This window comes from Mucilaginibacter gotjawali (assembly GCF_002355435.1).
GTDB lineage: Bacteria > Bacteroidota > Bacteroidia > Sphingobacteriales > Sphingobacteriaceae > Mucilaginibacter > Mucilaginibacter gotjawali.
The window spans coordinates 5,129,183-5,152,804 of sequence record NZ_AP017313.1 but is presented as its reverse complement, the minus strand read 5'-3'; the positions used below and the strand labels follow the sequence as shown (position 1 = coordinate 5,152,804).

The 23,622-nt window shown below is 43.0% G+C and carries 17 protein-coding genes; 6 read left to right on the top strand and 11 right to left on the bottom strand.

What is annotated here, in order from left to right; translation table 11 throughout:
• Nucleotides 1-179 precede the first annotated feature (179 nt).
• From MgSA37_RS22655 to MgSA37_RS22620, 8 genes are read right to left on the bottom strand one after another with little or no spacing between them, the layout of a single operon-like run.
• Nucleotides 180-2,066, bottom strand: a complete 1,887-nt coding sequence (locus MgSA37_RS22655; RefSeq protein ID WP_096355296.1) for a cytochrome c oxidase subunit I — start codon at nt 2,064-2,066, stop codon at nt 180-182.
• Between the two features lie 16 nt (nt 2,067-2,082).
• Nucleotides 2,083-3,282, bottom strand: coding sequence for a cytochrome c oxidase subunit II (locus MgSA37_RS22650; protein ID WP_096355294.1), 1,200 nt, complete (start codon nt 3,280-3,282; stop codon nt 2,083-2,085).
• Nucleotides 3,283-3,331: 49 nt separating this feature from the next.
• The gene (locus MgSA37_RS22645; RefSeq protein ID WP_096355292.1) at nt 3,332-4,600 is read right to left on the bottom strand and encodes a quinol:cytochrome C oxidoreductase; all 1,269 of its coding nucleotides are present in this window, start codon (nt 4,598-4,600) and stop codon (nt 3,332-3,334) included.
• A 13-nt stretch (nt 4,601-4,613) separates the two neighbouring features.
• Complete coding sequence (locus MgSA37_RS22640; RefSeq protein WP_096355290.1) at nt 4,614-5,198, bottom strand: c-type cytochrome; 585 nt, start codon at nt 5,196-5,198, stop codon at nt 4,614-4,616.
• Nucleotides 5,182-5,718 carry a DUF3341 domain-containing protein gene (locus tag MgSA37_RS22635; protein ID WP_096355288.1) on the bottom strand — a complete coding sequence of 179 codons (537 nt, stop codon included), beginning with the start codon at nt 5,716-5,718 and terminating at the stop codon, nt 5,182-5,184. The genes MgSA37_RS22640 and MgSA37_RS22635 overlap by 17 nt, the downstream gene beginning before the upstream one ends.
• Before the next feature lie 2 nt (nt 5,719-5,720).
• Nucleotides 5,721-7,190, bottom strand: coding sequence for an NrfD/PsrC family molybdoenzyme membrane anchor subunit (gene nrfD / locus MgSA37_RS22630; RefSeq protein ID WP_096355286.1), 1,470 nt, complete (start codon nt 7,188-7,190; stop codon nt 5,721-5,723).
• A 25-nt stretch (nt 7,191-7,215) separates the two neighbouring features.
• Nucleotides 7,216-10,272: a TAT-variant-translocated molybdopterin oxidoreductase gene (locus MgSA37_RS22625; RefSeq protein ID WP_096355284.1), complete on the bottom strand. Its 3,057-nt coding sequence runs from the start codon at nt 10,270-10,272 to the stop codon at nt 7,216-7,218.
• A 41-nt stretch (nt 10,273-10,313) separates the two neighbouring features.
• Nucleotides 10,314-11,591 carry a cytochrome c3 family protein gene (locus tag MgSA37_RS22620; protein WP_096355282.1) on the bottom strand — a complete coding sequence of 426 codons (1,278 nt, stop codon included), beginning with the start codon at nt 11,589-11,591 and terminating at the stop codon, nt 10,314-10,316.
• Between the two features lie 468 nt (nt 11,592-12,059).
• Here MgSA37_RS22620 and MgSA37_RS22615 point away from each other — a divergent pair, with 468 nt between their 5' ends.
• The 4 genes from MgSA37_RS22615 to MgSA37_RS22600 all read left to right on the top strand — a co-directional run bounded on the left by MgSA37_RS22615 (nt 12,060) and on the right by MgSA37_RS22600 (nt 14,463).
• Entirely contained in the window at nt 12,060-12,917 is an 858-nt protein-coding gene (locus MgSA37_RS22615; RefSeq protein ID WP_096355280.1) for a DUF4349 domain-containing protein, read from the top strand.
• A gap of 89 nt (nt 12,918-13,006) precedes the next feature.
• A complete protein-coding gene (locus MgSA37_RS22610) occupies nt 13,007-13,417 on the top strand; it encodes a DUF4349 domain-containing protein (protein WP_096355278.1) in 411 nt (136 codons plus the stop codon).
• On the top strand, nt 13,414-13,890 hold the full coding sequence (locus tag MgSA37_RS22605; protein WP_096355276.1) for a DUF4349 domain-containing protein: 477 nt from the start codon (nt 13,414-13,416) through the stop codon (nt 13,888-13,890). Before MgSA37_RS22610 ends, MgSA37_RS22605 begins: the two co-directional genes overlap by 4 nt.
• Before the next feature lie 387 nt (nt 13,891-14,277).
• Complete coding sequence (locus MgSA37_RS22600; protein ID WP_096355274.1) at nt 14,278-14,463, top strand: hypothetical protein; 186 nt, start codon at nt 14,278-14,280, stop codon at nt 14,461-14,463.
• 109 nt (nt 14,464-14,572) lie between these two features.
• On the opposite strand, the gene gldB is transcribed toward MgSA37_RS22600, so the two are convergent.
• Nucleotides 14,573-15,610: a gliding motility lipoprotein GldB gene (gene gldB / locus MgSA37_RS22595; RefSeq protein ID WP_096355272.1), complete on the bottom strand. Its 1,038-nt coding sequence runs from the start codon at nt 15,608-15,610 to the stop codon at nt 14,573-14,575.
• A 101-nt stretch (nt 15,611-15,711) separates the two neighbouring features.
• On the opposite strand from gldB, the gene MgSA37_RS22590 reads away from it, so the two are divergent.
• On the top strand, nt 15,712-17,361 hold the full coding sequence (locus MgSA37_RS22590; protein WP_096355270.1) for an NAD+ synthase: 1,650 nt from the start codon (nt 15,712-15,714) through the stop codon (nt 17,359-17,361).
• A gap of 69 nt (nt 17,362-17,430) precedes the next feature.
• Nucleotides 17,431-18,060, top strand: coding sequence for a DUF4136 domain-containing protein (locus MgSA37_RS22585; protein WP_096355267.1), 630 nt, complete (start codon nt 17,431-17,433; stop codon nt 18,058-18,060).
• Between the two features lie 15 nt (nt 18,061-18,075).
• On the opposite strand, the gene MgSA37_RS22580 is transcribed toward MgSA37_RS22585, so the two are convergent.
• The gene (locus MgSA37_RS22580) at nt 18,076-18,297 is read right to left on the bottom strand and encodes a hypothetical protein (RefSeq protein WP_096355264.1); all 222 of its coding nucleotides are present in this window, start codon (nt 18,295-18,297) and stop codon (nt 18,076-18,078) included.
• Nucleotides 18,298-18,427: 130 nt separating this feature from the next.
• Nucleotides 18,428-23,545, bottom strand: coding sequence for a YDG domain-containing protein (locus tag MgSA37_RS22575; protein ID WP_096355262.1), 5,118 nt, complete (start codon nt 23,543-23,545; stop codon nt 18,428-18,430).
• Nucleotides 23,546-23,622 lie beyond the last annotated feature (77 nt).

The following is a 23,622-nucleotide window of genomic DNA, read 5'->3' as shown; positions in this document are numbered from 1 at the left end:
TTATTTTAAAGAAAAACCGGTTGTTAGTTTTAAGCCGAACGTTGCAAACTAAATAATCAAACTGAAAGGCAAGTAACCTTTCAACCGGCATAAAAGTGGTATTAAAACAAATCCTGAGTCTTAAGCCAAAGACATACACAAATCTTTTGGCTCAAGACTCAGGACTAAAAACTTCGGACTTATTTTACTTCTTCGTTAGCTTTTTGTGTACTTGTCCATTTGTTGAATTCTTCCAACCCTTCAGGATTGTCTTCAAAATCGTGAGGCATATTTGAGCTCATGGTTTGTGAAAAAGGAACGTTTTGCGGAATGAAATCTTCTTCATGGCCAGGCTTGCTGTAATCATATGGCCAACGGTAAACAGTTGGTAATTCACCCGCCCAGTTACCGTGAATATGTTCGATAGGAGCGGTCCATTCCAAAGTATTTGCATTCCATGGGTTTTGGACGGTTTTCTTACCCCAAAAAATAGAATATACGAAGTTGATGATAAATGCAACCTGTGCAAAGCCGGCCATAATAGCGGCCCAGGTAATAAACGTATTTACATTAAGCCAGTGATCCCATTGATGGAATTCAGTTATGGCATAGTAGCGGCGCGGAACTCCCTCAAGGCCCATAAAGTGCATCGGGAAGAATACCAGGTATGCGCCTACAAAGGTTACCCAGAAATGCAGGTATCCTAAACGGTCATCCATCATGCGGCGGAACATTTTAGGGAACCAATGGTACACGCCCGCAAGCATGCCGAAAATAGCAGCAGAGCCCATTACCAGGTGGAAGTGGGCAACCACAAAATAAGTATCATGCAGGTTGATGTCCAAAGCAGCGTTACCCAGGAATATACCGGTTAAACCACCAGAGATAAAGAAAGAAACCATCCCGATAGCAAAAAGCATGGCAGGAGTGAAGCGGATATTACCCCGCCATAAAGTAGCCAGCCAGTTAAAGGTTTTTACAGCCGATGGCACCGCGATAATCAGCGTGGTGATCATAAATACACCGCCAAGGAAGGGGTTCATCCCGGTTACAAACATGTGGTGACCCCAAACGATAAATGATAAAACGGTAATACCGATAAGTGAATACACCATTGCATGGTAACCAAAAATTGGTTTACGTGAATTTACCGACATCACCTCGGATGAGATCCCCATCGCGGGCATGATGATAATGTAAACTTCCGGGTGACCAAGGAACCAGAATAAGTGCTGGAATAAAATAGGGCTGCCACCTTCGAATGGCATTACTTTTCCGTTCAAAACAATGTCCGAAAGGTAAAAGCTTGTACCAAAACTTCTGTCAAATATCAATAAAACTACGCCTGCAACTAATACAGGGAAAGCAAGTACACCTAAAACTGCAGTAAGGAACAAAGCCCACACAGTTAACGGCATTTTCCAAAGGTCCATACCTTTGGTACGCATATTTAAAACTGTACTAACGTAGTTAATACCGCCCATTAATGATGAGGCAATAAAGCAAACCATACTGATGAGCCATAAAGTCATACCCTCAGCAGAACCGGGCATTGCCGTAGGTAAAGCCGATAAAGGCGGGTAAATGGTCCATCCACCGCTGGCAGGCCCTTTTTCCACAAAAAATGCAGAAACCATGATGATACTCGCTATAAGGAAGAACCAATAGGATAGCATATTTACAAACGGAGAAGCCATATCACGGGCTCCTATCTGAAGAGGGATCAGTAAATTCGCAAAAGTTCCGCTTAAGCCAGCTGTCAGCACAAAGAATACCATGATAGTACCGTGTATGGTAACCAGCGACATGTAGAAATCAGGGCTCAAACGTCCGCCTGGTGCGAAACGGCCCAATAAAGTTTCCAGCAAAGGGAATGATTTATCCGGATAGGCTAACTGTATCCTGAATAACAGAGATAACAACATACCGATAAATGCCATCGTAATCCCTGTGATCAGGAATTGTTTGGCAATCATTTTATGATCCTGGCTAAATACATAAGTATTCAGAAACGTGGCTTTATGATGGTGTTCGTGTCCTTCTTCGTGATGTACCAAGCCGTGATCGTGAACTGCTAATGTTGACATACTCGCTAATCTTATATTAATTATTTAACGCTAACTTGTTTGATGATAATGAGCCGGCCGATGATTTTGCGGCAGCTACTTTTAATTGTTGTTTTAACTGATCAGTTAAATATGGTTTTTGTTTTGCAATCCAGTCCTGGTATTCAGATTCTGAAACTACACGTACCACTTTTTGCATGTTGTAGTGGATGCCACCGCATATTTTGTTACAATAAAGCAGGTATTCAAATTTAGGGTTATTAGTTTCAGAGCGCATTTGGTTTGTAGTAACCGTTGGTACAAACTTAAAATACGTTGGTAAACCCGGTACCGCGTTTTGCTGTAACCTGAAGTGCGGCATAAATACGCTATGGATCACATCCTGCGCATGAATATTTAACCTGATTGATTTGTTTACCGGTAATACCAGGGTATCAGCCTGCAGGTCGTCATAACTGTTCCGGTCTTTATAGTCAATGCCTAATTTGTTAAGGCCTGTTGTAAGCCGGTAGTCTAATTGACCCAGTTTACCGTCCGGACCTGGATAACGTAATTCCCAGGCAAACTGGTGGCCGGTTACGTCGATATTAATATCACCTTTCATATTGGTGCTATTTTCAACACTTTGCCAGGTAAAGAAGCCAAATACTACCAGCACGGTTAAAACAATCGCCGGAATAATAGTCCAAACCTTTTCGATGGTATTATTGTGCGGCAGGAAGTATGCCTTACGTTTGTCTGAAGCGCGGTAAAAGAACAAAAACCCGAATAAAAGTACCTGGGTAATTACAAATACGATAAGCGTAAGTGCACTGGTCAGGTTAAACATGCTATCAATATCAACACCATGGGCTGATGCTGATTTTGGTAAAGTCATGCTGCCTTGAACAGTTAGCGACCAGTAGGCGCCATATAAGCCAACGATCAGGAACACCAGGCATAAAACTGCCATAAAACTGTTCCAGTTGATTGGTTTTTTACCCTGCATAGTAAGGGTAAGATCATAAACCTTTAATATTTTACCAAGGATGGCAATACAGAAACAGGCTACCAAACCAAGGAGTACATAATAGAGCACGCCAGTCCACATTCCGCTGCTGGCCATAGAATCAGGCGTTCCGGCCGTTATTGTGCCCTGCGCTACCGCTTGTGCCATTAGCTGTTGTGACCCCAAAAGCATGGATGCTGCAAAAAGTAAAAGCGCTTTTTTAGAAGTTAATAGTTTTTTGAATCCCATCTTATTTTATGTTTGGTATTCTTTTATTTTGGTGCAAATTTATTAATTACTATATGTGATGATGGAGGCTCTCGTCCAGCAACGGGTGTTTCTTTGGTATCAGTGAGTTAAATTTACTTAGCGCATTCAGCATGGTAAAGATAAATAAACCTGCAAAACCAAAAAATATGGTGATCTCCGGCCAGCTGATCTCGGTATACCAGTGTGATTGCGGGCCAACAGCGCCAGGCATAATCATTTGCCAGTAATCAAGCCAGTGACCGCAGATCAGGATGATACATGCCACCTTTAATACCGGTACCAGGCGTTTTGAATCGCGTTTCATCAATAACAGTAATGGCGTAAGGAAATTGACAACGATATTTAACCAGAACCATCCTATAAACTCAGGTTGCCACCTTCTGTAAAAATAAGCCGACTCTTCAGGTATATTGGCATACCAGGTTAGCAGGAATTGTGCGAACCATAGGTAGGTCCAGAATACAGAGAAGCCAAACATTAACTGGCCTAAATTGTGCAGGTGATCTTCAGTAACCCATTCCAGGTACCCATTTTGACGTAAAATGATGATGGTAAGGGTAATTACTGATAAGCCGCCAACCCATAATGCCGCAAAATTGTACCAGCCAAACATAGTTGAAAACCAGTGTGCCTCTAAGGACATGATGGTATCAAAAGCAAACAACGGAACGGTAAAGCCGAATATCACCAGGAAAATAACCGAAACTTTAAAGCTTTTGTTGTAGTTAAACATACCGCCTAAAGCATCTTCATTGTTAGAATATTTCACCAGCAAAGCGCCTAATCCTGAATAACATACCAGGTATAAGGCGATACGGATAAGGAAAAAGGGCACATTCAGGTAACCTGATTTGGCAGTGATAACTGAGTCGTAATTTGGATCACCGGGGGTAGTTACACCTTTTACTGCCCAAATTTTGTATAAATAAGGGATAGTGGTTTGTTTACCATATTCGTTAAGGCCGGTATGGGTCATGAAAATGCCCAGAAAAATAACTGCAAATAATATTACGGCAGCAACAGGTAATGCTTTTGCGAAAGCCTGTGGAATCCTCAGGATGGCAGCTGACCAGCCAGCCTGGGCTACATACTGTACAGCCAGAAAAAATACGCCGCAGGTACAAACGCAAGCAAAATAATAGGACATCAGCAGCAGGTTAGCAAATGTACGTTCGCCGCCGCCTGATAAAAAACCGAATGCTATTCCAATTACGCCAATAGCCATCAATACAAGGCTCCAGGTTTTGGCTTTGCCTTGAAATTGAAATCGTTCGTCGAAACTATGAGAAGTCTTCATTTAAAAAATCAGCTTATAAAGTTTGTAAATGGTGAACATACATAACTACTTTCCATCTTTCGGTAGGGTCAAGCTGTGAAGCATATGAGCCCATCGCGTTTACACCATAAGTAATTGTATGATAAATTTTGCCGTCAGTAAGGTCTTTCATATTGCCACCACGTGACGATACACCGGTTGAATATGATGGAGGCGCCGGAAAGCCATGGGCAACCACCAAACCATCACCTTTGCCGCTTAAACCGTGGCAGGGTGAGCAATAGGAGGTGAATAATAATTTACCTTCGGTAAAATTTGCCTGTGTTTGCGGCAGCGTGCTTTTTACTTCCACGCTGGCTTTTTCATAACCATCCTTTGAATTTGGATAATCAAAACGTACAAAACCTATAGGCGTTGTACCTGCGGGTGGTACCTGGGCGGTTTTGCCATCCTTAAAGTTATCATTTATCTGGTCCGGGTCATAGGCAAGGTGCTCGTACATATTGGGAGCGTATTCCCAGCCAGTACTTCTTTTATCCTTGCACGATGAAATAGCTATCGTAGCAGTGATAGCAACAGCTATTGTGCCCAATATTTTTATTTTATTCATAGCTAACATATTTTCTGTCGTTATGCTTTACTTCAACAGCTCCTGCTTCTTTTAAAATTTTAGTAATATCGTCGTGTGGTGTATTTCCTTTTGCGTCAATAGCAATCACAAACCTGTCATCTGTTGCACGCAGATCCATAACCCTTGGCGTACGGCCCGGGAAAAGGTGTGTTGCAAAGAAGAAAGTAAGGGTCATGCCGAAAGCCGTAAACAATACGGTCCATTCAAACGTAATGGGAACAAAGTCGGGTATTGCAAATGCCGGCTTACCACCAATGTTCATCGGCCAGTCATGCACCAGCATATAGTAAGCGATGCTGAAGATGGTTGTGCCACCCAGGCAGCCAAACATAAAAGCTGCAAAACCTAAACGCGAATCCTTAATGCCGAGTTTCTTTTCGATACCGTGAATCGGCATCGGGGTGAAAACATCATAAATTGGCACACTATTCTTTTGTAACAGATCTATCCCGTGCATCATTTCATCGGGGTCTGCAAAAAGGCCTAAAATATATTTGGTACTGCTCATTTTTATGCTTTTTGGTAATCAGAAATCTCAACGCTGTCAAATTTCACCAATGATTCTTTATAAAATTCTACCTGCTCTTCATCCAGGTCTCCGTGTGCCATTAATTTTTTCTTGGCCTGCTCACTTGAACTCTTCAGGATCAATTTTACTTCGGCCATTGCTATTGAAGGTAACACCCTTATAAACAGCAGGAACATAGTAAAAAATAAACCTATTGAGCCGATGAAGATACTCATGTCAACCCAGGTAGGATAAAACATTGCCCAGCTTGAAGGAACAAAGTCACGGTGCAGGGAAACAACGATAATCACAAACCTTTCAAACCACATACCAATGTTTACCACGATAGATAATACCCATGCAATAGGGATATTTCTGCGGATGGATTTAAACCACATCAGTTGGGTCATCAGTACGTTACATCCGTACATCATGCAACCTGCCCACCAGTAAGGCCCGATGAACCTGTTAAGAAATGTGTATTGTTCATATTCGCCGCCTGAGTAAAAGGCGATAAAGAATTCTGTTAAATAAGCAACACCAACGATAGATCCTGTTAAAAGGATGATCTTGTTCATCGCCTCGATATGGAACATGGTGATATAATTCTCCAGTCCTAATACCTTACGGGTAACCAATAACAGCGTCTGTACCATCGCGAAGCCCGAGAAAATTGCCCCGGCAACGAAATAGGGAGGGAAAATAGTGGTATGCCATCCTGGTTCAAGCGAGGTAGCAAAGTCCATGGATACAATGGTGTGTACCGAAAGTACCAGTGGAGTAGAAATACCGGCCAGGATCAAACAAACTGTTTCAAAACGCTGCCATGTTTTTACAGATCCTGTCCACCCGAATGAGCAGAAAGAATAAATTTTGCGGCGTAAACCTGTAGCACGGTCGCGAATAGTAGCTAAATCGGGCAACAAACCTGTATACCAGAATACCAATGATACAGAGAAGTATGTTGATATCGCAAATACGTCCCAGATGAGTGGTGAGTTAAAGTTAACCCAAAGTGTATAGGTATTTGGTAACGGTAACGAATAAACAAACATCCATGGGCGGCCCATGTGACAAACGATATACGAAGCCGCGCAAATTACAGCGAAAATAGTCATCGCTTCAGCCGAGCGGTTGATGGAGTTACGCCAGTTTTGACGGAACAGCAACAAGATAGCCGAAATAAGCGTACCGGCGTGACCAATACCTACCCACCAAACGAAACCTGTAATATCCCAGGCCCATCCAACGGTTTTGTTAAGTCCCCACTCGCCTATACCGTACCAAAAGGTCCAGCTAACGGAAAATAACCAAAGGCAAGCCCCTAAAACAGCCACCACAAAGCCTATCCACCAGGCTTTCCCCGGCATATTTTCTACTGGGCGAAGAACATCGTTAGTAATTTGGGCATAGGTGATGTCTTTGCCTGTAATTAACGGTTCTCTTATTATTGATTCACTATGAGATGCCATATTTTATAATCTCTCTTGTAATTAATTAAGCTTCTAATTCAGATATATTTCTAACTTTTACCTGGTATCCAACGCCTGGCTGTACACCCAACTCTTCCAGAACGTAATAAGTTCTTTCGCTTTTTAAAGCTTTTGACACTTCTGATTCAGGATCATTTCCATCACCAAATACAATCGCATTTGCAGGGCATGTTTGCTGGCAGGCCACTTTAACGTCACCATCTTTCAGCGGGCGTTTTTCAATCTTGGCCTTTAATTTACCTGCCTGGATGCGCTGGATACACATAGAGCATTTTTCCATCACACCACGGAAACGGGTGGTTACATCAGGGTTAAGTACCAGTTGGGTATGATCGCCCTGTAAGTAGTTTTCAAAACGTGCATCGTTCCAGTAGTTAAACCAGTTGAAACGGCGAACTTTATATGGGCAGTTATTAGCGCAGTAACGTGTACCGATACAACGGTTATAAGCCATGTGGTTTAAACCTTCGGAGGAGTGTACTGTTGCCAGTACCGGGCACACAGTTTCGCAAGGTGCATGATCGCAATGCTGGCAAAGCATTGGCTGGTAAACAACCTTTACGTGATCCAGATCGTCCAGCTTCATAGTAGCTATCTCGTGTTCACGGGTTGTGCCACCATTGCTGCCATTATCATTAAAGCTGTAATAGCGGTCGATACGGATCCAATGCATTTCGCGGCGACGCTTAACTTCGTCTTTACCCACAACAGGTACGTTATTTTCAGCGCTGCAGGCAACAACGCAGGCGCCGCAACCGGTACAAGCGTTAAGGTCAATCGCCATTACCCAGTTATAGGTAGGGTGCTCATAATTGTCCCAAAGGTTGTATACTTTATGATCTTCCTCTTTCCCGGTACGTGCGCCCGGGTTTTTAAGGTATTCAGTAAAGGTTGCTTCTTTTATAATGCTGTTACGCCCTTCAATAGAGTGGTGTGTTTGCGTTTGTGCCAGCGGCGAATTTGTACCTGTAGCAGTTAATGCAGCAACAACGCTTGTTTGCAATGTATTGTTACGCAGCGTATGGAAAGGAAATGCGTTTTTACCCACATTGTCGCCAACCGGCCCGGCAATGGTACGGCCGTAGCCAACAGCTACTGATACAGTGCCTTGTGCCTGCCCAGGCTGTGATATTACCGGTACACTTATTGAATAACCGTTTGCGTCAATTTTAACTACATCACCATCTTGCCAGCCCCATTTCTTCATGTCAGCAGGGGATACGTTAGCATAATTGTCCCAGGTGGTTTTGCTAACCGGGTCGGGCAACTCCTGCAACCATGGGTTGTTGGCCCTTTTGCCATCGCGCATGGATACTTTTTGATAAAGCTGCAATTCAACTTTGCTGCCATCGGCGGTAAGTTCTTTGCTGTGATCCAGTATTTTTTGTGCAACGCTGTCTAGCCCGTAGGAGAAAGAGTAGCTGCCTGCGGCGATAGGCGCGGTTTGTACAAAACCGGTTTGTAATAATTTTTCCCAACCTGCCTGTCCGGATAATCCGCCTTTTGCAAGAAGCGATTTATCCCAGGTGTTGCGTACATAAGTATAGTAATCTTTTACAGTACTGCCAGACCATATCATCAGGCTATGTTCAGCCTGGCGGGTATCATAAACAGGGTTTATGGTTGGTTGTAAGATCGTGTAATAGCCTTCCAATGCATTGTCATCACCCCATGATTCAAGGTAATGATGATTTGGAGCGATAATATTACAAAGTGCAGCAGTTTCTTCGTTTTTATCAGAGAAAGATACTTTTAAACGCACTTTTTTCAAACCGTTTACAACATCCGCACTCTTATAATAATCATAAACCGGGTTGGCATTCAGGAAAAATACTGCGCCAACATCGCCGCTGTTCATTTCACTAACAAATTCCGCAAATTCTGCGTCGTTACCGGCAAATTGTTTTGACGGATTGTCCAGATCGATGGTCTTTCCATAGCTTCCTAACAGGGAGTTGATGGCATTAACCAAAATCTGGGTAGCTACATCATTTGAACCTGCAACCACCAACGCTTTACCTTTAGCCTGCAGTAACTCTTTTGCAACAAGCGTTAAAGCTTTATCAGCTATTGGATTGTTTGTCAGTTTCTGGCTTCCAGGCAAAGTAGTGCCTGAAATTGCATTGTATAAATTAAGCAGGGCAACACCTTCTTCGGATGGTTTTATCGGGATACGAACATCAGCATTGGTGCCGGTTACGCTCATCGAGGTTTCAAACTGGATGTGGCGCGACATTTTTTTAGCCTCCAGCGATTTGTTGTTCCTGTTTTGCACGTACTGCCTGATGAATTCAACAGGCGAGATCCATGTGCCCAGGAAATCAGCGCCGAAACTTACAATTACATCTGCTTTATCAAAATTATAATGAGGCAACACTGCTTTGCCGAAGCTATTCTGGTTGCCCTGGATAATGCCGGTATAGGATACCGCATCATAATTAATGTGTTTTGCAGTTGGATAGGCCGCCAGGAAATCAGCAATTACCGCCAGTGAAGATGGGCTGGTAATGGTTGACGTGATCAGGCGTATTTTTTTACCGGATGCTTTAATGGCGTCAAGTTCGCTTTTAATAAAGCTATCGGTTTGTTCCCAACCGTAATCGCCGTTATCTTTTAATGGATTTTTTAAGCGGGTAACATCATAAAGGTCGAGTACAGAAGCCTGTGCCCTTGCACTTAAACCGCCTTTACCTATAATATCATTCGGGTTACCTTCTATTTTGATCGGGCGTCCTTCACGGGTTTTTACCAAAATAGCCTGGCCTTCTAAAGTAGAGGCGTAGTAGTTGGCAATACCCGGGGTAACTTCCTCCGGTTTTATTAAATAGGGTATGGATTTATGAACAGGCACTTTTTGACAAGCAGCAAGAGTTACTGCACCTACGCCAAAGCCTACTGCTTTTAAAAAGTCGCGGCGCGGTGTTCTTCCTTCTAAACCGCCTCCTGTTAAAACATCTTCGATTGGAATAGGCTCCGCAAATTCGTGTTTGTTCAATTCAACAAATTCCGGGGTTTTGTTCAGCTCTTCTAAACCTTTCCAGTATTTTTTATTGCTATCCATTTAAGCTAAATAAACTGTAATGATAAGTTTTAATCAAATTATTAATAGTGGCATTTACCGCACTCGATACCGCCCATAGCGGCTTCGGTTACCGGTTTGCCAGCTTTAATCAAATCGTGCACTGCTTCCATTTTCTCATAGTATGCGTTGCCTTTCATATTTACGTTGGTACGTTTGTGGCATTGTATACACCATTTCATTGTTAATGGCGAGTATTGGTAAACTTCTTTCATTTCCTGAACCTGGCCGTGGCAGGTTTGGCATTTTAAGCCGCCAACTTTTACGTGCTGTGAGTGGTTGAAGTATGCAAAGTCAGGCAGGTTGTGGATACGGATCCATTGAATTGGCCTTGCCTTGGTGCTGTCGTATTTGGTTGTTGCAGGGTCATATCCCAATGCATCATAAATTTTTGCGATCTCAGGTGATGGAACGGTAGCATCTTTCCGGCGATCAATTGATTTATGACAGTTCATACAAACATTTAATGATGGTATGGATGCATTTTTCGATTTGTATGCACCGGAGTGACAGTACTGGCATTCAATTTTCATTGCGCCGGCATGCAGGTCGTGCGGGAATTTGATGGGCTGCACCGGCTGGTAACCCTGGTGAACGTTGGTGGTCCAAAGGGTAACCCATGTCCAGCTGCCAAGCGCTAAGGTACCGCACAACAGTACGAAAAATACCAATTTTTTATTTTTAGCGAGTTTTTTGACAGTTGCCATACGGTCAACCGGGGCTGCTTCTGCAACAGGCTCGGCTATCATCAGCTCTTTGTTTTTCAGCAACAATCTTTCGAGTGTGCTAACCACCTTGTTTAATACAAGGATGATGACAAAGGCAAGGATAATAACGCCGATCAGTGCGAAAATTACCATCTGGCTCGGTCCCGATTCTGCAGCAGGTCCTCCGGCGGCAGCTTTCGGCGCCGTTTGCATGGCTTTGTAGGTGGTGCGCACATAGGTTAAAATGCCGGCTACATCTGCATCAGATAATTCGGCAAACACGGTCATGCCGGCCTGGTTATACTGGTTGTAAATGGTTAGGGCCTTCGGGTCCTTTGCTGCAATTAAAGCCTGGTTGTTCTGGATCCATTTGGTCAGAAACTTATCGTCAGGTTCCGTATTAAGCTGTGGGCCTAACGCAGGGCCGATCACCCTTCTGTCAATGGCATGGCAGGTGGTACATTTGGCTTTAAATATGGCTTCGCCCTTAGCGGCGTCTCCCTGCGCAAAAGCAGAGGTTCCTAAAAAAGCAAAACCGGCAACCACTAAAACCGACCTTGAAAATTGTTTAAAAAGTAATGAGAAACTCCTCATAAAGTGTATTTATACTAAATAATTTTCTATATTAATGATTGTAATTCACGCGGAGATGTATGATATGTCCGAATTTTTCAGTCACAAAAGTAAAATTTATTACAGTATCCCTGACAAACAAATGACAGCAATATCTAATTTATAATAATTCTAAATAATATTATTGTGCTGGTTAAATTTGTTTATAACGACGCTAATTTAAAGAATTATAGAATTATAACGATAAAATTATGTGTGCCTGAATTTAGTGCGAAAAATGATGTTCGTCACATTAATGGACGCACCATATTTATTGGCATAAAACTTGGTTAGATAAAGAATTTTAAATGGTGAACGTTGCTTGAGGCGCTGGTTAACCGCTTTAATTTTACCCGGTCATTTTACGGTTCAATGTAACAAATTGATAGGCAATTATGCCAATGGGTTACCTTTTGCCACTGTCCGGTATCAATATAAAATCCAAAAAACATGAAAACAAAATTTTTAATCCCGCTTGCGGGGCTGGCATTTCTTTGCGCATGCAAAGGCAAATCGGGCAGTTACGAGCTTCTGAACAACAGCAGCAGCGCCGATACGGTTAGTAAAGATTCGGTTTCCGGGCCGAAACTGGTAAAAACCGCAGGCATCCATTTCAAAGTGAAAAATGTGCAGCAAACCGCCGAACATATAACGGCGCTTACTACAGGTATTAATGGTATGGTGATCCACCACCAGATGGGTTCAACTGCCGGGCGCAGCCAGGATATCCGTATCAGTAATGATTCGGTTATGCGGGTAACCGCCTTTAATACCACTGCCGAAATGACGGTAAAGATCCCTTCAACTAAACTGGATGAGTTTTTGAACCAGGTGGGCCATTTGGGTATTTATGTGAATGACCGCAGCATGGATATCACGGATAAATCGCTCGATTACCTCTCCGCGCAGCTGAAACTTAAAAGCCGGGCCGAACTGGTAAGCCAGCAAAAAAAAGGAAAGATCGTGATTAAAAAACCTGAAGATGTGTTGAATTTAAAAGATGATATGATCGACCAGCAGATTGGTAACCGGCAGATTGACGATGCGGTTAAAAACAGCATTGTTACCCTGAGCTTTTATCAGAGCAATACCATCAATAAGGAGGTAATTGCCAATGATGACCCGTCGGCATACAATCTTCCCTTTTTCAGGCGCCTGGGTATGGCCATTGAAAACGGCTGGGGGATATTCGTAGATGTTATTATAGGTATGGCCAAATTGTGGGTGTTTATAATAGCAATTATCGGCGTTTGGGTGCTGGTCCGAAACTACCGGATTAAAAAGATGATTGCACCAGCTAAAGTTTAATGTACCGCTGTATAAAAGGCAATATACAATTTCCTTAACCAGGTTACCTTTTAATAGTTAAAGGTTTCCATAACCAATCCCTACAAATCATGAAAACAAAATTTTTAATCCCGCTTGCGGGGCTGGCATTGCTATGCGCATGCAAGGGCAAAAGTAATTCAAGTGAATCTGCAGATACGCTAAAAGCATCGGCAGATTCAACGAAAGAAGTAATGCGCGCAGCAAAAATTATTCATAGTGATACAATTCAAAGTCATCCTAAAGTGGTAAAAACAGCCGGCATACGGTTCCAGGTAAAGAGTGTGCGGCAAGCAACGGAGCAAATTACAGCACTTACAGACAGCTACCACGGCGAGGTAACTCATCAGGTAATGCAGTCGGCCGTGGTGGATAGCGTGGATGTGCGAAAAAGTGACGACTCCGTTATGCGGGTTACCCTTATTAATTCAACGGCGGAGATGACCGTTAAAATCCCCCCGCAAACCTGGTGGCTTTTATGAACAAGGTTGCCCAACTGGGGATCAGGGTAAACGATCAAAAAATAGAGGTTGCAGACAAAACATTGGACTACCTGTCAACGCGGCTTAAACTTAAAAACCAAAACGAATTGGTTGATGCGCAAAAGAAAACAACCGTCAATAAAAAAGACCCGGATAATTTGCTGGCCTTTAAAAACAACATGGTTGATGAGCAAATAAACAACCGTAAAATTGATGATTCGGTTAAATTGAGTACCGTCGTCCTTGTTTTTTATGAAACCAACGCAGTCAGCAAAAGGATGATGGCTGATAATAACCTGGCAGATTATCAGCAACCATTTTCCAAACGATTCGGTATGTCATTTGAGACCGGCTGGAATGTATTTGTAGAGGTATTGATCGGTATTTCAAACTTTTGGATATTGATACCTGTCGGCCTTGTAATTTGGCTGGCGATCAGGTATTTCAAAAGAAAAGCCTTAGTTAAAGGTTGATCGGGGTGACCAGGTGAGTAGTTGAATTTTGTGATGAACAACAACTACTCACCTAATCAAATAATCCAAACCAAACAACCGGGGAAGCGCGTTTAAAATACCGGCATGTAATTTTTCGCCCCGACCAGAAAAATAATACATTAAATTCTTCATTAAAGCAAGTAAAAAGAGGGAAATATTAGCGTACCATGTGTACCAGGTTTATTCATCTGTCCCGGGTGGTTCATGCGTTATGATAACCTAATTACTTTAGCCCGGTATGATTAATACATCAGCATAAAAACAACAAGCAATTTTTAAACGCTATTTCCCAACTCAATCAACTAAATAATTTTAACAATTCAGTAAACATTTATATTTTTGCCCAACAATAAAAATCAGCGAAAAATGAACACTACTGAAAACGCCAATTCCGAACGTCATTACATTATTATCGTCATTGCAATTATTATAGGCCTTTTTGGTGTGTATCTTCGTTTTGCCGATTTTCCTTACAATAATATTGTTGCCAATATCCTGTTAATAACTGGCGTAGGGATCGCTTTAAAAGGCGTTTTCGGAATACTGGAATAAGTCTTAAGTTCTAAGTCTTTAGTCTTCAGTCAAAACCGTTTTGGCTTATTGTTTCGTTATTTTTTGTGCTTTCTGCCGACTTTTGACTTAAGACTCCTGACTCAAGACTTCATTTCGGGTGATAATCCGATTCGGTTAATATCTTCTGGGCATCGTTATCAGCCATCAGTTGCTGCAGGGTAACATCAGGATGCTTTTCCATATACTTTCGTACAATTTGCCAGCCTGTCCAAATGGCCAGTTTAGGCGCCGATTCGTTTTTTTCGCCCAGCCCGGGGGTGAAAGGCGCCATGGAAATATATTTTTGTATTTTTTGATAATCGCTTTCGTAAAGCAGGTTCTGGTCAATAAACCAGGCCCATATTTTTGATTCAAATTGCTTGCACCATTTTAATTGGGCATCGGTATAACCAATTTTAAGAGTATCAGCGGCATCAGGCAATACCTGGTCCATAAAATACATGATCTTTCCGTTATAGATCATTTTAGACATCAGCGTTTTACTGCTGTCGCTTTCCGGGAACATATCTTCGCGTATAATAGCTTCAGTTAACCGCGGGCAAATATTCTGTTCGTTAAAATTGCGTGACATGTAGCGCGGCCATGCGGACGTTAACGCCGGGTAAAACCTTGAATTGGCGCCTAAAAATAAATCAAGCCCAATGCCATATAAGCCATTGTCAGTAATAATGGGTGTCTCAAATCCCGAAACAAAGGCATAAACCGCCGGGAGTTTTTTTTCAGGGTAATAGTATTTGATATGTCTGAAAGCATCGGTCAGTTCGGCCTCGGGTTTATCCAGGTTGGGGTAAACCGAATCAATATCATGTTTCAGGTCATTGTAATCTTTCGTAACAAAAACCTTGCGTAACAATGCAAAATAAGCAGTATCGGTGGTGTTGATCTGGTTATCCTGTAACAGCGTTGCGATAAAATCGTGGTAAAACCTTCCATATTTATTTTGCAGGTAGGCCGCCTGCTGCACCATAGGCCTGGTTTTCATGGCATCGAATTCTTTATCAAAACGTTCAATTTTTACATTCACCGGAATATTGCTTACATCAACCTTTTTATGGCCACAGGCGCTTAATAATACGCCGGTAAAAAAAAATAGGTAAATTTGTTTTGTTTTGTTGAAAAGGATCATTTTTTATGCTTTCGGCAAAATTAATTTTTTATTTGCATTAAACACCCTAAACGCTGTATTTCAAACGTTAGTTTAGGACCTGTATAAAATCACTATTTATAATGAAGATCGCGTTAGCACAACTTAATTATCATATTGGCAACTTTGAATCAAATACTGCAAAAATTATTGATCACATCCAAATAGCGCGTAACAACGGCGCCGACCTGGTAGTTTTTGCTGAATTGTGCGTTTGTGGGTATCCATCACGCGATTTTTTAGAGTTTGATGAATTTATTGATCTGTGCGAAACCTCGGCCCAACAAATTGCTGCCGCCTGCCACGATATGGCCTGTATTATAGGGCTGCCTACACCTAATAACAATAACGAGGGCAAGGAATTATATAACTCGGCTTATTTTATTGAAAACGGAAAAGTAAAGGCGGTTGCGCATAAGGCGCTGTTGCCTAACTATGATGTATTTGATGAATACCGTTACTTTGAGCCATCTACCGAATTTAGCTGTATAGATTTTAAAGGACACCGGATAGCCCTTACCATTTGCGAGGACCTTTGGAACGATATTGAAAACCCGCTGTATATTACCCGCCCGATGGATATCCTGATCCAGGAACAACCGGATGTAATGATCAATATCGCAGCGTCGCCTTTTGCTTATAACCATGACGAAGAGCGCATTGAAATTTTAAGCGATAATGCAAAACGGTACCAGCTGCCTTTGTTGTATGTGAACAATATAGGTGCGCAAACAGAGCTGATTTTTGATGGCGGTTCGCTGGTTTTTGATAACAAGGGCGGATTGATTGATGAAATGCCTTACTTTGAAGAAAGTATCGCTTATTATCAGCTCGACAAAAATGGAGGACTTAGTTTTGATCACCCGTCAACTTTAAGGAAAGAAAAACAAAGCGATATTGAACAGATCCACCAGGCTATATTGCTGGGGATAAGGGATTATTTTTATAAATCAGGTTTTAAACAGGCGATACTCGGCCTTTCAGGCGGGATCGACTCTGCGGTGGTATGCGCACTGGCCGCCGAAGCTTTGGGCCCCAAAAATGTGATGGCGGTATTATTACCATCGCGTTTTTCAAGCGATCATTCTATTAAAGATGCCGAAGACCTGGTGGAAAACCTGGGCTGCCTGCACGAAACCGTCAATATCAAAAACATTACAGAGGCCATTGAAAAAACGCTGAGTCCGCAATTTAAAAATCTGCCTTTCAATATTGCTGAGGAAAATATACAATCGCGCACCAGGGCGGTGCTGTTAATGGCGATGTGTAATAAGTTTGGCTATATTTTACTGAATACCTCTAACAAAAGCGAGGCTGCGGTAGGTTACGGTACTTTATATGGCGATATGTGCGGCGGTATTTCGGTTATTGGCGATGTTTACAAAACCCAGGTTTTTGAACTGGCCCGGTATATTAACCGCGAAAGAGAGATCATTCCGATAAATTCCATTGTTAAACCGCCTTCGGCAGAATTAAGACCAAACCAGAAGGATACCGATTCATTGCCGGAATACGATATCCTTGATAAAATAATTGCAGAGTATGTTGAAGGCAGATGTTCATCAGCCACCATCATAAAAATGGGTTATGATGAAAAAATAGTACGTAAGGTGATAAGGTTAATCAACCTGTCGGAGCATAAACGATACCAAACACCGCCAATACTGCGGGTATCGCCAAAAGCATTCGGGATGGGCCGCAGGATGCCAATCGTAGGAAAATATTTGTCGTAAATTTATTTTTTTTGTTGTTAAACCTTTTACCATTAGTTAGTCTAATAAAAATACCGGGAGAAAAATATCATGAAAAGATCACTGATTTATTGGGGGCTCGCAGTTATATTGCTGTCGGGTTTTTCAGCGTGTACCAGTTATGACTATTACACCGCTGCTATTAATAAAACGCATATGGGGGGCTACCGCAGCTTCGCCTGGATGCCGCCTTCAAAAGGCGACGGGAACAATGTGAACCAGGCGGCAGATGTAAAAATTAAGGACGCGGCAACCAGCGCCCTGCTGGCAAAAGGTTTACAGTTAAGTCAGAATCATCCCGACCTGGTGGTTACCTATTCACGTATTGTCGGCCGTGGGGCCCGAACTAATTATTACACACCATATTACGGTGGGTTTTACCCTGGTTGGGGATTTGGCTGGGGCTGGGGCGGATGGTATCGGCCGTATTATGCATACGGTGGTCCTTTTTCATACTATGGCGGTTTAACGTATGCCGAAAAAGAACATTACAAAGAAGGCACACTTATTATTGATATTATTGATACCCGTACCCGAAAAATTGTTTGGCGGGGATTTGGTGTTGGCGAGGTTCATCATAACCCGCAAAAAGATATTGATGATCTGCCAAAGGTAGTTAACGGCATTCTGGACCAGTTGCATTTAGCTCCGCCTCCGCAAATGGGAGTAAGGCAATCATAAATGCAATAAATGCTATTATTTAATACCGTTTGCCGTTGGCAAAGGGGATTTTTGTTTTCGGTGCAAATGATAAGCGGCAGAGATTACCGCAATTACCGCTAAAACGATAATCCAGGTATCAAGCGGGCACGTAGCGTCAGGGTCAGTTCCTCCGCAAGGTTCGCCCGGCTGCGCAAAAAGAATAGATGAATTAAAAATAAATAATACTAAAGCTCCCCAAAATAATTTACCACGCATACGCCAGATGATTAGATCTCTATTTACAAATGTAGTGTTTCCTGCAAAATATTTGTCAAAGATAACCGCTATATTTCAAATTGATATATTTTGATCAGAATTCGCAAATATCGATGCTGTTCTAAACTTATTACAACTTAATAAAGGTTCCCTGCCCAACCGTAGTGTTATTACTGGCATTTATCACGGTAATAACATACGTGCCGGGCATCATGCTGCTTACGTCAGTCTGCCAGTTTTGCGCATTTGTTGTTGCATTGGTCATTACCGCCCCCAATATGTTAGTTATTTGGATATTGTAAGCAACTGATGAACTAATGCCCCGCGTAAGTATGCTGCTGTTAAAACCCGGAGCAATATTTAAATTCAGTAAGCTTTTTACCGGGTTAGGGTAAACCACTATCCCTGTTTTAACCAGCCCTGTTCCATTACCATACATCACAGTCACTACGTTTGAATAGGTGATGGTTCCGTTAATATCTTCTATTTTTAACCTGTATAGATTTGCGCCTTTCGCCGGGTTTTTATCCAAAAAGGTGTAAGTGCCCAATGCGCCCGAAATGTAGCCACCCAATACATTAAATGTGCTTCCGCCGTCGGTACTTCTTTCAATAGTAAAATTAGTATAATTCTCTTCGTTTTCGGTTACCCAAACTGCCTGTGTACCGTTTTCTGCCTTGTTTGCCGTGAAATTTAGTAAATGAATTCCTAAAGCCGGGTTTTGTCTTATTAGCAGTTGAAAGCGGTTGTTTCCATAGCTGGTCGTATCGGTAGTTATATCAAATCTATAAGTTGAATTAACCCTGATATCTAATGAATCTTTTTTGAATTTATCCATTAGCCAAATATCATAAATCTTTGGTATCGCCTGCAAATCTGTTCTTTGAAGGGTATAGGTACCATATGCTTTTGCGGTAACAAATAGTTTTATTACCTGTGGCACCAGCTTTGGCAGTGGTAAATTATTAATGGATAGTTGTACACCATCTGATGATAAACTTGCCAGACTTTCCGGCGCATTGTTGCTGGCTAAAAATTTACTGTCTTCAAACGCATCATAATTGGTTGAGGCTGATGAATTAAATCCAACAAAAATATCATCATAGTTTATTGAATCGGTTACCAGTTTTAACCGAAGTGATTGTGGTACGGTTGTTTGGATAGGGGCAGTGTTCATTAACAGGCCCGAACCGGTTAACTTTGCAGCGGCTGGTACTGCGCCTGTTCCTGCCACACCATTATTATTTAATACCACTTTGGCATATTCGGAAATCGTTAACGCCGGACTGGCAGCAGTGGCTTGTACCACGAAACCTTGCCCGCTGGCAATATATCTCGACGCGTTGCCTGTAGCAGTGCCGGTTGTTGATGATGTTGCCTGGTATGTATCGTACTGGCTTGTTACAGGGTTAAATACCCAAATAGTGGGGCTTATATTTGTACGAACTATAGCTCCCGATCCTGAATAAGATGTTAGCCAGTCGATGGCTGAGGGATATGGATTACCAATCATGTTAAACCCACGTACCACATAATTGGTGCCGGTACCTGTACCGGTATAAGCTAAATTTGATGACGATGGTGTGTACCAGTCTTTAAAAGTGTACGACCCCACATTCAGATTGCCTTTCGAGGTTAGCGTAACACCTTCAGGGGCGATATACGGATAAACTGTCCTGGTTGCCCAGTTTGTTGCTGCGCCCCTGAAAAAGAAAAACACGCCGGTACCTACTGGTAAACTATAGGTGCCCCCATCACTCGCCGAGATAGTTCCGCCGGTAGTAGAGTTCGTTATATTGGTAATTCCAAGGAAATTTCCACTGGTAAATGTTTGATTGCTTGGGGTATAGCTTTCATTATATAAATAAATAGATGGATTGCCGCCACTGGTGCTGCACCCGGTGCACCCGGTAATGAAAGCGTTTGTAGTGCTGTTGGCAGTGCTTGTCTGGCCCGCTGTTGAACCGACAATATAATTTAAGCCATAAACGTAGTTGCCGTTTACGGTTGTGCCTGTATTTACACAGGAGGATATGATGCGGTAATTGCGCTCAATAAAACGGCCTGCTGATACTGTGGTTGAACCCTGGAAATATCTTTCTACGTTAAACGTTCCGGTAAATGCGTTGTTTTTTCCCTGCGGGATTTCACCTATGGTTGCCGAGCCATTTGCATTTGATTGCAGGGTAAAAGTTCCGCCGTTTTCATTGTTGATGATGCAGAACTGGGCGAGATCGTTAAAATAATACATCAGGGATGTTGGACCGAGGTAAAAGGTGCCCGAATTTTCTATCGATCCATAATCGTCCATCTCGATGTTGCAATTTGAATTGGCGGTTCCTGCATAAAAGGTTCCTGCATTGGTAATCGCATGGGTTACATTGGTGCCACCTTGCAGGTACAAAGTGCAATTGCCGTTGGCAGTTACAGTACCACCATTATAAATATACGAACCGTTATTATCAACCTGGAAAAGGCCTGTACCGCTGATGTTGAAGCTGCCATAATTACTAAATACAGAGCTGCTTAACTCAAGTATGGTAGAAGTAGATGCCCCCGAAAATACCAGGTTTGCACTGGTAGCAGCCGCATTGACAATGAAGGAGTTAGTTGAAATTAATTTTATACCCGAAGCTATGGTAAGCGTATTGTTACCGGTAAAGGTTAGGGTATTAACCGTAACGCCTGCTGATAAAGTAGGCGTATAGGTGGTACCAGATGGCAGGATAACCCCATCATAGGTAACGCCGCCACCTCCCGGATACGTTCCGCCGCTGGGGTTTGATGACCAGTTACCGGTGGTAGTCCAGGAGGTTGTATTTGCCCCTCCCGTCCATGTATAATTATGGCCAGCTACAATACCACTATAAGCCGTGTAGGTGATGGAATAGTTACTTGTATTAAATCCGCCCGCGCCAACGGGTAACGAGGGTGTAACTGTATAGGTTGAGCCAGCTGTTTGTGCCGCCGTATTGCTTAGGGTTAACGTTACGCTTGTTATGCTCTCGCCGGATACAATTCCTGAATAGTTGAAATAACCAACACTTCCCGCGCCCGAAAGGCTCGCCTGTGCAGTTCCATTAACTTTGCCGGGGCCGGTAGCAACTATATTTAATGTAGCTGCGGTAATATTTGCCGTTAACCCACTGGGCTGTGTTATGGTATAATTACCGGCACTTGCCCCGCTTAACGCATACCCGGTTATTGTTACAGCAATGCCCGTGGCAACGTTTTGAGACGCAAATACAGCAGTTGGTGTTCCGCCCAGTGTTACAACGTCGCTGCCTATAATCCCGCTTAATGCCGCGGTTCCTGATATGGTTGCAGCTGTTGTACCATCATAAGATTTGTTAGTTATGGTTATGCCCGTAATTGTTAAAGTTTTTTGGGTAATGTTTGCAGTTATACCCGGCTGCGTAATGGTGTAGTTACCGGCACTGGCACCCGTAATTGCAATAGTTACGGAAATACCAGTTCCGGCGTTTGCGCTGGCGAAAACACCGGTTGTGCTTACACTTACCACATCCGGTGAAATCACCCCTGTAAGTGTTCCGCCGGTGATGGTTGCAGTTGTTGTTCCGTCGTATACCTTATTGGCTGCGGTGGCACCACTTTCTGTTAATGCTTTTGGTGTTATATTGGCAGTGGCGCCTGGCTGTGTCAGGGTATAGTTCCCGGCATCCGCACCGCCGATATAAAAAGTTAGCACTATACCTGTGCCCACATTTGCTGTCGCGAATGTACAGGCTGCGTTTATTGTTACTACATCGGGTGAAACAATACCCGAAAGTGTTCCGCCGGTAACGGTGGCAAGTGTAGTTCCGTCATATACCTTGCTGCCGGCTGCGGCGCCCGGCATGGTTAATGCTTTTGGGGTAATCGTTACGTTTCCGTTTAGGTATGTTATGGAATAATTTCCGGGCGTAAAAGTGCCGCCGGTTGCGGCTGATGCAGTTACGGCACCAGTATTGGTACCCACCGGCGCGTTTATGGATGAACCGGTACCATACGCAATGGTTACACTGCCAATAGTTTCTCCATTTTGTAACCCGGTTGAAGTGAACGCTGTAGAGCCCGCAGTGCCGGTTAAAAGGGTACCGTAAACTTTTGAAACGTTGTTTGCAGTAATGGTTAAAGGCGCCGCGGTGATATTGGCCGCTAAGCCTGCGGGCTGTGTTAAAGTATAATTGCTGGAATTTGCGCCGGTTAGCGTGCATGTTGGTGTAACAACAATGCCGGTACCAACATTTGCGCCCGCAAAAGTACCTGTGCCGGAAAGCGTGACCACGTCAGGCGATAAAATGCCGCTGAGCGTTCCGGTAATTGTTGCGGCTGTGGTGCCGTTATAAACTTTGTTTGCGGCCACGGGGCTGGTAACCGTTACAGGTTTTGCAGTTACCGTAAAAGTACCTGTTGTGTAGCTGATACTATAATTCGCCAGGCCGCTGCCAACCGCCGCCGCAGGCGTAATGCCATAAGGGCTGCCTGCTACAGTTGCTGTTGACGCAGCTCCTCCACTGGTGATGGTTGCACCTGTCACAACATCTGAATTAGTAAGCCCTGAGGTGGTAAACTCGGTGCCGGCAAAGGTAAATGCAGTACCGTAAACCTTTGTTTGATTATTTGCCGTAACAGTTAAAGCTTTTGTACCGACAACCAATGTTAAACCGGAACTACTGCCAGATACGCCCCCATTTCCGTCTGTTGTTGTAAGGGTAAAGCCGTATCCTGCCGTTGACGCTGGCGTTGCTGCTGTAGTAGTAATTGTTAAAGTAATGATTTTGGTACCTGTTGAAACAGGTAAAAAAGTAGCCGCCGCATTATTGCCACCTACCAGCGTTAAATTAGAAGATGTAATTGTATAGGTAACGCCGGTGGGGGCTCCGCTGGTCCAGGCTAGCGCAAGCTGGTCGCTGTTTGCTGAGGCAGCCGATGTTGAAACTACGTAAGTTATTGCGTAGGTTACTGTTGACACAGTGCCATAAGTGGCAGTACCCGTTTGCGCTCCATAAGTAGCAGCCGGAAGTTTGTAATAGGTAACCGCGAATGTTTTGTTTATTAAAAACAAATTAGTAACTCCCAAAATCAGCGTAAACAAAATTGCTTTTACTGTAGGTGTTAGATTGGACAGTTTTTTAAAAGCCGCCAAATCTTTTTTTTGTTTTAAAAGTATTTGCCGCAAAAAGCGAAAAGTCTTTGATTTCATCAAAGCATAAGAGAAAGCTGGGGTCAGATTTTTAATTTTCATGATACCAAACTTTGAAGCGCCCACGTATACTGTATAGGCCAACCTGCTGACCGGCTTATTTTTGAAATAAAAGAAAT